Genomic DNA, 13,411 nt, shown 5'->3' with positions numbered 1-13,411 from the left:
ATTTTTGGATAATCGCGTGAGGAGAATTTCTTTTCATGAGGAAAGTCCATGCTAGCACAGGCTGTGATGCCTGTAGTGTTTGTGCTAGGCGAAACCATAAGCCTAGGGACGAGAAATCGTTACGGCAGTTGAAATGGCTAAGTCCTTGGATAAGCCAGAGTAGGCTTGAAAGTGCCACAGTGACGGAGTCTTTCTGGAAACAGAGAGAGTGGAACGCGGTAAACCCCTCAAGCTAGCAACCCAAATTTCGGTCGGGGCATGGAGTACACGGAAACGAACGTAGTACTCTGACTGCTATCAGCTGTAAGCTGTTAGTGGTAGACAGATGATTATCGAAGGAAGTGGTCCTAGTCACTTCTGGAACAAAACATGGCTTATAGAAAATTGCATATAGGTTGGGGCTGAGAAAATTTTCTCAACCTCATTTTTTAAAGTGGACATATAGAAAGGTCTTATAAGACTGAAAATGAAAAAAGAATTTAATTTAATCGCGACTGCTGCAGCGGGTCTTGAGGCTGTTGTGGGACGTGAATTGCGAGAGTTGGGCTACGATTGTCAGGTTGAAAATGGACGTGTTCGTTTTCAAGGAGACGTGAGAGCCATTATCGAAACCAACCTCTGGCTTCGGGCAGCAGATCGTATCAAGATTATCGTAGGAACGTTCCCAGCTAAGACTTTTGAGGAGCTCTTTCAAGGAGTTTTCGCTCTAGATTGGGAAAATTATATACCACTTGGAGCTCGATTCCCGATTTCAAAAGCCAAATGTGTGAAATCTAAGCTACACAATGAACCCAGTGTACAGGCTATTTCAAAGAAGGCCGTTGTTAAGAAGTTGCAGAGACACTATGTCCGTCCAGAAGGTGTCCCCTTGATGGAAACTGGTCCTGAGTTTAAGATTGAGGTTTCTATTCTGAAAGATGTCGCAACTGTCATGATTGATACGACCGGGTCTAGCCTCTTTAAACGTGGCTATCGTACTGAAAAAGGTGGGGCTCCTATCAAGGAAAACATGGCAGCAGCTATTTTGCAACTCTCTAACTGGTATCCAGACAAGCCCTTGATTGATCCGACCTGTGGTTCGGGGACTTTCTGTATCGAGGCAGTTATGATTGCTAGAAAGATGGCGCCTGGTCTTCGTCGCTCCTTTGCCTTTGAGGAATGGAACTGGATTAGCGATCGCTTGATTCAAGAAGTTCGCACAGAAGCAGCCAAAAAAGTAGATCGTGAGCTTGAGCTAGATATCATGGGCTGCGATATCGATGCACGTATGGTGGAAATTGCTAAGGCCAATGCTCAAGTAGCAGGTGTTGCAGGAGATATTACCTTTAAGCAGATGCGCGTGCAGGATTTGCGTTCCGATAAAATCAATGGAGTGATTATCTCTAACCCACCTTATGGGGAACGCTTGTCAGATGATGCAGGAGTTACCAAACTCTATGCTGAGATGGGGCAAGTATTTGCACCGCTGAAAACGTGGAGCAAATTTATCCTAACTAGTGATGAAGCCTTTGAGACCAAGTACGGCAGTCAGGCGGACAAGAAGCGCAAGTTGTACAATGGAACTTTAAAAGTTGATTTGTATCAATATTTCGGTCAGCGTGTTAAACGTCAGGAAGTAAAGTAGGAAGGAAAACTCATGAGTAAGAAAAGACATGATCGTCATATAACAGAACATCAAGAAGCGCAATTTGATTTTGATGATGCCAAAGAGCTAACGGTTGGAGAAGCCATGCTAAAAAATGAAGAGGTGGAAGCAGGTGTATTGCCTGGAGATTCTATCTTGGACAAGTATGTGAAACAACATAAAGATGAAATTGAGGCAGATAAGTTTGAAACGCGTCAGTTTAGCAAGGATGATTTAGTTGAAAAAGAAGAGATGGAAGAGATAGAGGAGACTCAGACTCTGGATAATTTACTTCAAGAGCTTCGTGAGGAAACAGGAGTAACTTCTCCAGCTCCAGAAGATGAGTTGAGTCAGTTTGATGATTTAGAATTAACACGAGTTTCAGAAACTCCTCTTGTTGAAGCCTTTGAGACTGAAGATATCCCAACACTTTATCGAGTGACAGATAGTGAAGATGGAAATAGTAAGAAGAAATGGGTGCTTTACGGTATTCTAGCAGCCTTAGTGGTTCTTATCCTTGGAACTGGTTATTATGTTTATCGTCAAGTGGATCGTTCGACCAAGGAAATCCAAACTTCTCAATCAACTACAAATACGCAGTCAGATGTGGAAGAATTCAATAATTTATATGATGCCTTCTATACAGATAGCAACAAAACGGCTTTGAAGAATAGCCAGTTTGATAAACTGAGTCAACTGAAAACCTTGCTTGATAAGCTAGAAGGTAGTCGCGAATATACGCTTGCAAAATCTAAGTATGATAGCCTAGCAACTCAAATCAAGGCTATTCAAGATGTAAATGCTCAGTTTGAGAAGCCAGCTATTGTTGATGGTGTTTTGGACACTAACGCTAAAGCTAAATCGGATGCTAAATTTACAGATATTAAAACTGGAAATACGGAGCTTGATAAATTACTAGATAAGGCTATTAGTCTAGGTAAGAGTCAACAAACAGCTCCTTCAAGTTCTAGCTCAAGCTCAAGTCAAGAAAGTTCAAGTTCATCAACAGAGAGCACTACAGACAACACTAGTCCATCTTCAAACGCCTCAACAAATAGTTCAGTTTCTGCACGTGATGATAGCCATGGCGGTTTATCAAGTTCTGGAGTTGACCTCCAGAGAGCTTCGAGTCGTGTGCCGTTCAATCAATCAGCTGTTGATGATAGCAATAATTCTGCCTGGGATTTCGCGGATGGTGTCTTGGAAAAAATCCTAGCGACTTCACGCTCACGTGGTTATATCACTGGTAACCAATATATCCTTGAACGTGTTAATATCGTTAATGGCAATGGTTATTACAACCTCTACAAGCCAGATGGAACCTATCTCTTTACCCTTAACTGTAAGACAGGATACTTTGTTGGAAATGGTTCTGGACATGCGGATGCTTTGGACTACTAAGCAGTCGTTACAAAATTCTTTCTTTTCAAAAGTAAAAATGATAAAATAAAACAAATTAAACAAGAGGAGTGTCAAATGACAAAAGCTAACTTTGGTGTCGTAGGTATGGCCGTAATGGGTCGTAACCTTGCCCTTAATATTGAATCTCGTGGTTACACAGTTGCTATTTACAACCGTAGTAAAGAAAAAACTGAAGATGTAATTGCTTGCCATCCTGAAAAGAACTTTGTACCAAGCTATGACGTTGAAAGTTTTGTAAACTCAATCGAAAAACCTCGTCGTATCATGCTCATGGTTCAAGCTGGACCTGGTACAGATGCTACAATTCAAGCCCTTCTTCCACACCTTGACAAGGGTGATATCTTGATCGACGGAGGAAACACTTTCTACAAAGATACAATCCGTCGTAATGAAGAACTGGCAAACTCAGGTATCAACTTTATCGGTACTGGGGTTTCTGGTGGTGAAAAAGGTGCCCTTGAAGGTCCTTCTATCATGCCTGGTGGACAAAAAGAGGCCTACGAATTGGTTGCGGATGTTCTTGAAGAAATCTCAGCTAAAGCACCAGAAGATGGCAAACCATGTGTGACTTACATCGGTCCTGATGGAGCTGGTCACTATGTGAAAATGGTCCACAACGGTATCGAGTATGGTGACATGCAATTGATTGCAGAAAGCTATGACTTGATGCAACACTTGCTAGGCCTTTCTGCAGAAGATATGGCTGAAATCTTTACTGAGTGGAACAAGGGTGAATTGGACAGCTACTTGATCGAAATCACAGCTGATATCTTGAGTCGTAAAGACGATGAAGGCCAAGATGGACCAATCGTAGACTACATCCTTGATGCTGCAGGTAATAAGGGAACTGGTAAATGGACTAGCCAATCATCTCTTGACCTTGGTGTGCCATTGTCACTCATCACTGAGTCAGTATTTGCACGTTACATTTCAACTTACAAAGAAGAACGTGTGCATGCAAGCAAGGTTCTTCCAAAACCAGCTGCCTTCAAATTTGAAGGAGACAAGGCTGAGTTGATTGAAAAAATCCGTCAAGCCCTTTACTTCTCAAAAATCATTTCATACGCACAAGGTTTTGCGCAATTGCGTGTAGCTTCTAAAGAAAACAACTGGAACTTGCCATTTGCAGATATCGCATCTATCTGGCGCGATGGCTGTATCATCCGTTCTCGTTTCTTGCAAAAGATTACAGATGCTTACAACCGTGATGCAGACCTTGCTAACCTTCTTTTGGATGAGTACTTCCTGGATGTTACTACTAAGTATCAACAAGCAGTGCGTGATATCGTAGCTCTTGCTGTTCAAGCTGGTGTGCCAGTGCCAACTTTCTCAGCAGCTATTACTTACTTTGATAGCTACCGTTCAGCTGACCTTCCAGCTAACTTGATCCAAGCGCAACGTGACTACTTTGGTGCCCACACTTACCAACGTAAAGACAAAGAAGGAACCTTCCACTACTCTTGGTATGACGAAAAATAAGTAGGTCTGCCATGGGGAAACGGATTTTATTACTTGAGAAAGAACGAAATCTAGCTCATTTTTTAAGTTTGGAACTCCAAAAAGAGCAATACCGAGTTGATCAGGTTGAGGAGGGGCAAAAAGCCCTCTCCGTTGCTCTTCAGACAGACTATGACTTGATTTTATTGAATGCTCATCTGGGGGATATGACGGCCCAGGATTTTGCAGACAAGCTGAGTCGGACTAAGCCAGCCTCAGTCATCATGGTCTTGGACCATCGCGAAGACTTGCAAGATCAGATTGAGATAATCCAACGCTTTGCCGTTTCTTACATCTATAAGCCGGTTATTATTGATAATTTGGTGGCTCGTATTTCAGCGATTTTCCGAGGTCGGGACTTTATCGACCAGCATTGTAGTCAGATGAAGGTTCCAACGTCTTATCGCAATCTGCGTATGGATGTAGAGCATCACACAGTTTATCGTGGCGAGGAAATGATTGCTCTGACTCGTCGTGAGTATGACCTTTTGGCTACTCTTATGGGAAGCAAGAAAGTCCTGACTCGTGAGCAGTTGTTGGAAAGTGTCTGGAAGTATGAAAGTGCGACCGAAACCAATATCGTGGATGTCTATATCCGTTATCTACGTAGCAAGCTTGATGTAAAAGGTCAAAAAAGCTACATTAAAACCGTTCGTGGTGTTGGTTACACCATGCAAGAATAGAGAGCAGTTGCGGTTATGTAACTGCTTTTTTTGAGGGAGTTCTCTATATATTGACATGCGGTTTGGTCTTTGCTATAATCAGTTATGGAGGATAGGTCTAATGAAAATAATAAAAAAATTGATGCAAATCGCATTAGCAGTCTTTTTCTTCGGTTTGCTAGCAACAAGTGCAGTATTGGCGGATGATGCTGATTCAGAAGGCTGGCAATTTGTCCAAGAAAATGGTAGAACCTACTACAAGAAGGGGGACCTAAAAGAAACCTACTGGCGAGTGATTGATGGGAAGTACTATTATTTTGATCCTTTATCTGGAGAGATGGTGGTCGGCTGGCAATATATTCCGTTTCCATCTAAAGGTAGTACAATTGGTCCTTATCCTAATGGTATAAGATTAGAAGGTTCCCCAATGCCAGAATGGTACTACTTTGACAAAAATGGAGTGCTACAAGAGTTTGTTGGTTGGGAAGCATTAGAGGTTAAAACTAAAGACAGCGTTGGAAGAAAGTATGGGGAAAAACGTACAAATCCGGAAGATAAAGAAGAGAAGAGTTTTTACACGAACTATTACTTTAATCAAGATCATTCTTTAAAGACAGGTTGGCTTTATGACCAGTCTAACTGGTATTATCTAGCTAAAACAGAAATTAATGGAGAAGACTATATTGGTGGTGAAATACGTACAGGTTGGATAAATGATGGTTCAGCTTGGTACTATCTAGATCCAACAACTGGTATCATGCAAACTGGTTGGAAACAACTTGGCAATAAATGGTACTACCTCCGTTCATCAGGAGCTATGACAACTGGCTGGTATCAGGAAGGCTCAACTTGGTACTATTTAGATGCTGAAAATGGCGATATGAAAACAGACTGGCAATATCTTGGTAACAAGTGGTACTATCTCCGTTCATCAGGAGCTATGGCAACTGGTTGGGTGAAAGATGGTTCAACTTGGTACTACCTAAATGCAAGTAATGGAGATATGAAGACAGGTTGGTTCCAGGTCAATGGCAAATGGTACTATGCTTATAGCTCAGGTGCTTTGGCAGTGAATACCACTGTAGATGGCTACTACGTCAACTATAACGGCGAATGGGTCCAATAATGAAAGAGGCGATTGTGAAGGAAACAATCGCTTTTTTTGTGAAAATATAATAAAATAGATAGGAAAGAATAAATATTTGTATGAAAAAATGAGACGGCTTTTTCGTCTAGTAAAAGGAAAAAATGATAAAAAAAATTGGTGTCGGTCAGGCACATAGTAAGATAATTTTAATAGGGGAGCATGCAGTCGTTTACGGTTATCCTGCCATTTCCCTGCCTCTTTTGGAGGTGGAGGTGACTTGTAAGGTAGTTCCTGCAGCGAGTCCTTGGCGTCTTTATGAGGAGGATACCTTGTCCATGGCAGTTTATGCTTCGTTGGAGTATTTGGATATCAAAGAAGCCTGCATTCGCTGCGAGATTGACTCGGCTATCCCTGAAAAACGGGGAATGGGTTCGTCAGCTGCTATCAGCATAGCGGCTATTCGTGCGGTATTTGACTACTATCAAGCCGACCTGCCTCATGATGTACTAGAAATCTTGGTCAATCGGGCGGAGATGATTGCCCATATGAATCCAAGTGGTTTAGATGCTAAGACCTGTCTCAGTGACCAGCCTATTCGATTTATTAAGAATGTAGGATTTACAGAGCTTGAGATGGATTTATCTGCCTATTTGGTGATTGCCGATACGGGTGTTTATGGCCATACTCGTGAAGCCATCCAAGTGGTTCAAAGTAAGGGCAAGGATGCCCTACCGTTTTTACATGCCTTGGGAGAATTGACCCAGCAGGCAGAAGAAGCGATTTCACAAAAAGATGCTGAAGGGCTGGGACAAATCCTTAGTCAAGCGCATTTACATTTAAAAGAAATTGGTGTTAGTAGCCCTGAGGCAGATCATCTGGTAGAAACGGCTCTTAACCATGGTGCTCTGGGTGCCAAGATGAGTGGTGGTGGGCTTGGAGGCTGTATCATAGCCTTGGCAGACAATTTGACACAAGCTCAAGAATTAGCAGAAAAATTAGAAGAGAAAGGAGCTGTTCAGACATGGATAGAGAGCCTGTAACAGTACGTTCCTACGCAAATATTGCTATTATCAAATATTGGGGAAAGAAAAAAGAAAAAGAGATGGTGCCTGCTACTAGCAGTATTTCTCTGACTTTGGAAAATATGTATACAGAGACGACTTTGTCGCCGCTACCGATGGACGCGACTGCTGATGCATTTTATATCAATGGTCAGCTACAAAATGAGGCTGAGCATGCTAAGATGAGTAAGATTATTGACCGCTACCGTCCAGCTGGGGAAGGCTTTGTTCGTATTGACACTCAAAACAATATGCCTACGGCAGCGGGCTTATCCTCAAGTTCTAGCGGTTTGTCCGCCTTAGTCAAGGCTTGTAATGCTTATTTCAAGCTTGGTTTGGATAGAAGTCAGTTGGCGCAGGAGGCTAAGTTTGCATCAGGTTCTTCTTCTCGGAGTTTTTATGGACCACTAGGTGCTTGGGATAAGGATAGCGGAGAAATTTACCCTGTAGAAACAGACTTGAAACTAGCTATGATTATGTTGGTGCTGGAGGACAAGAAAAAACCAATTTCTAGCCGTGATGGGATGAAACTTTGTGTGGAAACCTCGACGACCTTTGACGACTGGGTTCGTCAGTCTGAGAAGGATTATCAGAATATGCTGGTTTATCTCAAAGAGAATGATTTTGCCAAGGTTGGGGAGTTAACAGAGGAAAATGCCCTTGCTATGCACGCTACAACCAAAACAGCATCACCAGCTTTCTCTTATCTGAACGATGCATCTTATGAAGCCATGGACTTTGTCCGCCAGCTCCGTGAGCAAGGAGAAGCCTGCTACTTTACTATGGATGCCGGTCCCAATGTCAAGGTCCTCTGTCAGGAGAAAGACTTGGAGCATTTATCAGAAATTTTTGGTCAACATTATCGCTTGATTGTGTCAAAAACAAAGGATTTGAGTCAAGATGATTGCTGTTAAAACTTGCGGAAAGCTCTATTGGGCAGGTGAATATGCTATTTTAGAGCCAGGGCAGTTGGCCTTGATAAAGGCCATTCCCATCTATATGAAGGGCGAGATTGCTTTTTCTGATAGTTACCGTATCTACTCAGATATGTTTGATTTCGTAGTGGACTTGACACCAAATCCTGACTACAGCTTGATTCAAGAAACGATTGCTTTAGTGCAAGATTTCCTCGTTTATCGTGGGCAGACCTTGCGACCTTTTTCTCTAGAAATCCGTGGAAAAATGGAACGAGAAGGGAAAAAGTTTGGTTTAGGCTCTAGTGGCAGTGTCGTTGTCTTGGTTGTCAAGACTTTGCTGGCTCTGTATAATCTTTCGGTTGATCAGACTCTCTTATTCAAGCTAGCCAGTGCTGTTTTGCTCAAGCGAGGAGACAATGGTTCTATGGGTGACCTCGCCTGTATTGTAGCAGAGGATTTGGTTCTTTACCAGTCATTTGATCGCCGGAGGGTGGCTGCTTGGTTGGAAGAAGAAAACTTAGCGACTGTTTTAGAGCGTGATTGGGGCTTTTCAATTTCACAAGTGAAACCAGCCCTAGAATGTGATTTCCTAGTGGGATGGACCAAGGAAGTGGCTGTATCGAGTGATATGGTTCAACAAATCAAGCAAAATATCAATCAGAATTTTTTAAGTTCCTCAAAAGAAACGGTGGTTTCTTTGGTAGAAGCTTTGGAGCAGGGGGAATCAGAAAAAATTATCGAGCAAGTAGAAGTAGCCAGCAAGCTCTTAGAAAGCTTGAGCGCAGATATTTACACGCCTTCGCTTAGACAGTTGAAGACAGCTAGTCAAGATTTGCAGGTTGTTGCCAAGAGTAGCGGTGCTGGTGGTGGTGATTGTGGTATTGCCTTGAGTTTTGATGAGCAATCAACTGAAACTCTAAAAAACCGTTGGGCCGATCTGGGGATTGAGCTCTTATACCAAGAAAGGATAGGACATGACGACAAATCGTAAGGATGAGCACATCCGCTATGCCCTTGAGCAGAAAAGTTCCTATAATAGCTTTGATGAGGTGGAGTTGATTCATTCTTCCTTGCCTCTTTACGACCTGGATGAAATCGATCTGTCGACAGAGTTTGCTGGTCGAAAGTGGGATTTTCCTTTTTATATCAATGCCATGACGGGTGGAAGCGATAAGGGGAGAGAAATCAATCAAAAGCTGGCTCAAGTGGCGGAAGCCTGTGGTATTTTATTTGTAACAGGTTCTTATAGCGCAGCCCTCAAGGATCCATCAGATGACTCTTTTTCTGTCAAGTCTAGTCATCCAAATCTCCTTCTTGGAACCAATATTGGATTGGATAAGCCGATTGAGTTGGGACTTCAGACTGTAGAAGAGATGCATCCTCTTCTCTTGCAAGTGCATGTCAATGTTATGCAGGAATTACTGATGCCAGAGGGGGAAAGGAAGTTCAGATGCTGGCAATCGCATCTAGCAGACTATAGCAAGCAAATTCCTGTTCCCATTGTCCTCAAGGAAGTGGGCTTTGGAATGGATGTGAAGACCATTGAAAGAGCCTATGAATTGGGTGTTCGTACAGTGGATCTATCAGGTCGTGGTGGTACCAGCTTTGCCTATATCGAAAACCGTCGCAGTGGTCAACGTGATTACCTCAATCAATGGGGCCAGTCTACCATGCAAGTCCTTCTCAATGCCCAAGACTGGAAAGACAAGGTTGAACTCTTGGTTAGTGGAGGTGTTCGCAATCCGCTGGATATGATTAAGTGCTTGGTCTTTGGGGCTAAGGCTGTAGGACTGTCTCGAACAATTCTGGAATTGATTGAAAACTACACAGTCGAAGAAGTGATTGGTATTGTCCAAGGCTGGAAAGACGATCTGCGTTTGATTATGTGTGCCCTTAATTGTGCCACCATAGCAGATCTGCAAAAAGTAGACTATCTTCTTTATGGAAAATTAAAAGAAGCAAAGGATCAGATGAAAAAGGCGTAACCACCGCCTTTTTTCCATCTTTAGACTGAGGTGACTTTTTTGAATTGTGATAAAATAGAAGGGAGAGGATGAACCTATGAGAAAATTTAAAATCTTTTTATTTATCGAAGCCTGTCTTTTGACAGGAGCTCTGATTTTGATGGTTTCAGAGCATTTTTCGCGTTTTCTGCTGATTCTATTCCTCTTTTTGCTTTTGATTCGTTATTACACTGGTAAAGAGGGCAATAATCTTCTTTTAGTGGTGGCAACCATTCTCTTCTTTTTCATCGTCATGCTCAACCCTTTTGTGATTCTAGCTATTTTTGTTGCGGTCATCTATAGCCTCTTTCTTCTTTATCCGATGATGAACCAGGAAAAAGAGCAGACCAATTTGGTTTTTGAAGAAGTGGTGACGGTTAAGAAGGAGAAAAATCGTTGGTTTGGAAATCTCCATCATTTTTCAAGTTACCAGACTTGCCAGTTTGATGATATCAATCTCTTTCGCCTCATGGGTAAGGACACTATTCATCTGGAGAGGGTGATTCTAACCAATCATGACAATGTCATTATCCTCAGAAAGATGGTAGGAACGACCAAAATCATTGTACCTGTAGATGTGGAAGTCAGTCTCAGCGTTAACTGTCTCTATGGTGATTTGACTTTTTTCAACCAGCCCAAGCGAGCCCTCCGCAATGAACACTGTCATCAAGAAACAAGAGACTATCTCAAGAGTAATAAGAGTGTCAAGATTTTCTTGACCACTATGATTGGAGATGTGGAGGTGATCAGAGGATGAAAAAACAAGCCTATGTAATCATTGCTCTCCTCTCCGTCCTGTTTGTCTTATTTTTCTCTCACAGCTTGCTGGAAATCCTTGATTTTGACTGGTCTATTTTCTTACATGATGTCGAAAAAACAGAAAAATTTGTCTTTTTATTGTTGGTATTCAGCATGTCCATGACCTTTCTCTTAGTCCTGTTTTGGAGAGGTGTTGAAGAGCTTTCTCTAAGAAAAATGCAGACTAATCTTAAGCGTTTGTTGGCAGGGCAAGAAGTGGTTCAGATTGCAGATCCAGATTTGGATGCCAGTTTCAAGTCCTTGTCAGGTAAACTTAACCTTTTGACAGAAGCTCTTCAAAAAGCAGAAAATCAGAGTCTTGCTCAGGAAGAGGAAATCATCGAGAAAGAACGGAAGCGGATTGCTCGGGATTTGCACGATACAGTCAGTCAGGAGTTGTTTGCGGCCCACATGATTTTGTCAGGTATCAGCCAGCAGTCTTTGAAATTGGATAGAGAAAAGATGCAGACCCAGTTGCAGAGCGTCACAGCTATTTTAGAAACAGCCCAGAAGGATTTACGGGTCTTGCTCTTGCATTTGCGACCAGTTGAACTGGAGCAGAAGAGTCTGGTTGAGGGAATTCAAATCCTCTTAAAAGAGCTTGAGGAGAAGAGTGATCTCAAGGTTAGTTTCAAGCAAAACGTGACGAAATTGCCTAAGAAAATCGAGGAGCATATTTTCCGTATCCTGCAAGAGTTAATCAGCAATACCCTCCGCCATGCCCAGGCCTCTTGTCTGGATGTCTATCTCTATCAGACAGATGTTGAATTGCAACTGAAGGTGGTGGATAATGGGATTGGTTTCCAGTTGGGGAGTTTAGATGACCTGAGTTATGGACTCCGCAATATCAAGGAGCGGGTTGAAGATATGGCAGGGACGGTTCAGTTATTAACAGCTCCCAAGCAAGGGCTGGCAGTTGATATCCGTATCCCCTGTTAGGTAAGGAATGATAAAGGAGTAAAGATGAAAATTTTACTAGTAGATGACCACGAAATGGTCCGATTGGGCTTGAAAAGTTACTTTGACCTCCAAGATGATGTAGAAGTAGTGGGCGAGGCGGCAAACGGATCTCAAGGCATTGAGTTGGCATTGGAATTGCGTCCGGATGTTATTGTCATGGATATCGTCATGCCTGAGATGAATGGGATTGATGCGACCTTGGCCATCCTCAAAGAATGGCCTGAAGCCAAGATTTTGATTGTGAGCTCTTATTTGGACAATGAAAAAATCATGCCTGTCTTAAATGCCGGTGCTCGGGGCTATATGCTCAAGACTTCTAGTGCAGACGAATTGCTCCATGCTGTCCGTAAGGTAGCTGCTGGCGAGTTGGCTATTGAGCAAGAGGTCAGCAAGAAGGTCGAGTACCACCGCAATCACATAGAACTACATGAGGACTTGACTGCGCGTGAGCGAGATGTTCTCCAACTCATCGCCAAGGGCTACGAAAATCAGCGTATCGCAGACGAACTGTTTATCTCTCTCAAGACGGTCAAGACGCACGTGTCTAACATTCTTGCCAAACTTGAGGTTAGCGATCGTACCCAGGCTGCAGTCTATGCCTTTCAGCACCACTTGGTGGGGCATGAGGAGTTTTAGATGAGTCTAACAGATTTACTTGAGGAGCTAGAAGCAGCAAAAAATCCTAAAAAAGCAGGGCCTATGGAGGCCTATATGCGCCATCAATTTTCCTTTCTAGGCGTTGCGGCGCCAGAAAGAAATAAACTCTATAAAAAATACTTTCCAGAAGCGAAAAAAACAAAGATTATCGATTGGGATTTTGTAGATACTTGCTGGGAAAAAGAGTCTAGAGAATACCAGTATGTGGCCGCCAATTATTTGAAAGCCATGCAGTCTTATCTAAAGGACAGCGATTTGCTTAAGCTAGAGCAGTTGGTTGTCACCAAGTCTTGGTGGGATACGGTGGATATCCTAGATCGAGTAGTAGGGAGTTTGGTGTATGAGAAGCAGGAACTGGAAAAAATAATCCTCCAATGGAGCCTGTCAGACAATATCTGGTTGAGACGCGTTGCTATTGACCACCAGTTGTTAAGAAAAGAGAAGACCAATGTTCAATTACTGGAAAAGATTCTGCTTCATAATTTGAATCAAACAGAATTCTTTATCAATAAAGCCATTGGCTGGGCTCTAAGAGACTACTCCAAAACCAATCCAATTTGGGTAGCAGGCTTTATTGAGAAAAACAAGGAAAGAATGGCTGACCTTAGTATCAAAGAAGCAAGCAAGTACCTCTAGCGTCATTGAAAAGCGCATTCATTACTTGAAAAAAATCGCTCGTTTATGTTATAATAGACTGTATTTAAAAAATTTTAAGGAGAAATG

General features: G+C 42.5%; 13 protein-coding genes and 1 other RNA gene. All 14 read left to right on the top strand.

The features are described 5' to 3' along the window. The 14 genes from rnpB to KUA57_RS04385 all read left to right on the top strand — a co-directional run bounded on the left by rnpB (position 1) and on the right by KUA57_RS04385 (position 13,324). An RNA gene (rnpB, locus tag KUA57_RS04450) (RNase P RNA component class B) lies at positions 1-382 on the top strand. An 84-nt stretch (positions 383-466) separates the two neighbouring features. Beyond that, the gene (locus KUA57_RS04445; RefSeq protein WP_218493705.1) at positions 467-1,624 is read left to right on the top strand and encodes a THUMP domain-containing class I SAM-dependent RNA methyltransferase; all 1,158 of its coding nucleotides are present in this window, start codon (positions 467-469) and stop codon (positions 1,622-1,624) included. A gap of 12 nt (positions 1,625-1,636) precedes the next feature. Further along, complete coding sequence (mapZ, locus tag KUA57_RS04440) at positions 1,637-3,025, top strand: cell division site-positioning protein MapZ (protein ID WP_125446923.1); 1,389 nt, start codon at positions 1,637-1,639, stop codon at positions 3,023-3,025. 75 nt (positions 3,026-3,100) lie between these two features. After that, complete coding sequence (gene gndA, locus KUA57_RS04435) at positions 3,101-4,525, top strand: NADP-dependent phosphogluconate dehydrogenase (protein WP_070482370.1); 1,425 nt, start codon at positions 3,101-3,103, stop codon at positions 4,523-4,525. An 11-nt stretch (positions 4,526-4,536) separates the two neighbouring features. Next, on the top strand, positions 4,537-5,226 hold the full coding sequence (locus KUA57_RS04430) for a response regulator transcription factor (protein WP_049488068.1): 690 nt from the start codon (positions 4,537-4,539) through the stop codon (positions 5,224-5,226). A 100-nt stretch (positions 5,227-5,326) separates the two neighbouring features. Continuing rightward, positions 5,327-6,331 carry a choline-binding protein CbpJ gene (cbpJ, locus tag KUA57_RS04425; protein ID WP_125446925.1) on the top strand — a complete coding sequence of 335 codons (1,005 nt, stop codon included), beginning with the start codon at positions 5,327-5,329 and terminating at the stop codon, positions 6,329-6,331. Between the two features lie 122 nt (positions 6,332-6,453). Beyond that, positions 6,454-7,332 (top strand): mevalonate kinase, encoded by an 879-nt coding sequence (mvk, locus tag KUA57_RS04420; protein ID WP_061864746.1) that lies wholly within the window; start codon positions 6,454-6,456, stop codon positions 7,330-7,332. Further along, positions 7,314-8,267, top strand: a complete 954-nt coding sequence (gene mvaD, locus KUA57_RS04415) for a diphosphomevalonate decarboxylase (protein ID WP_125446927.1) — start codon at positions 7,314-7,316, stop codon at positions 8,265-8,267. The genes mvk and mvaD overlap by 19 nt, the downstream gene beginning before the upstream one ends. Beyond that, positions 8,254-9,261, top strand: a complete 1,008-nt coding sequence (locus KUA57_RS04410; RefSeq protein ID WP_061864747.1) for a phosphomevalonate kinase — start codon at positions 8,254-8,256, stop codon at positions 9,259-9,261. The genes mvaD and KUA57_RS04410 overlap by 14 nt, the downstream gene beginning before the upstream one ends. Beyond that, a complete protein-coding gene (gene fni, locus KUA57_RS04405; protein ID WP_061864748.1) occupies positions 9,245-10,255 on the top strand; it encodes a type 2 isopentenyl-diphosphate Delta-isomerase in 1,011 nt (336 codons plus the stop codon). The genes KUA57_RS04410 and fni overlap by 17 nt, the downstream gene beginning before the upstream one ends. 76 nt (positions 10,256-10,331) lie before the next feature. Beyond that, positions 10,332-11,030 (top strand): cell wall-active antibiotics response protein LiaF, encoded by a 699-nt coding sequence (gene liaF, locus KUA57_RS04400; protein ID WP_125446929.1) that lies wholly within the window; start codon positions 10,332-10,334, stop codon positions 11,028-11,030. Continuing rightward, complete coding sequence (locus KUA57_RS04395; protein WP_061864750.1) at positions 11,027-12,010, top strand: envelope stress sensor histidine kinase LiaS; 984 nt, start codon at positions 11,027-11,029, stop codon at positions 12,008-12,010. The genes liaF and KUA57_RS04395 overlap by 4 nt, the downstream gene beginning before the upstream one ends. A 24-nt stretch (positions 12,011-12,034) precedes the next feature. After that, positions 12,035-12,667 (top strand): response regulator transcription factor, encoded by a 633-nt coding sequence (locus tag KUA57_RS04390; RefSeq protein WP_004263249.1) that lies wholly within the window; start codon positions 12,035-12,037, stop codon positions 12,665-12,667. Then, positions 12,668-13,324, top strand: coding sequence for a DNA alkylation repair protein (locus tag KUA57_RS04385; protein ID WP_061864751.1), 657 nt, complete (start codon positions 12,668-12,670; stop codon positions 13,322-13,324). Positions 13,325-13,411 lie beyond the last annotated feature (87 nt).

Source organism: Streptococcus vulneris (genome assembly GCF_019218685.1).
Classification (GTDB): Bacteria; Bacillota; Bacilli; order Lactobacillales; family Streptococcaceae; genus Streptococcus; species Streptococcus vulneris.
This window is presented reverse-complemented; position numbering and strand designations above follow the sequence as displayed.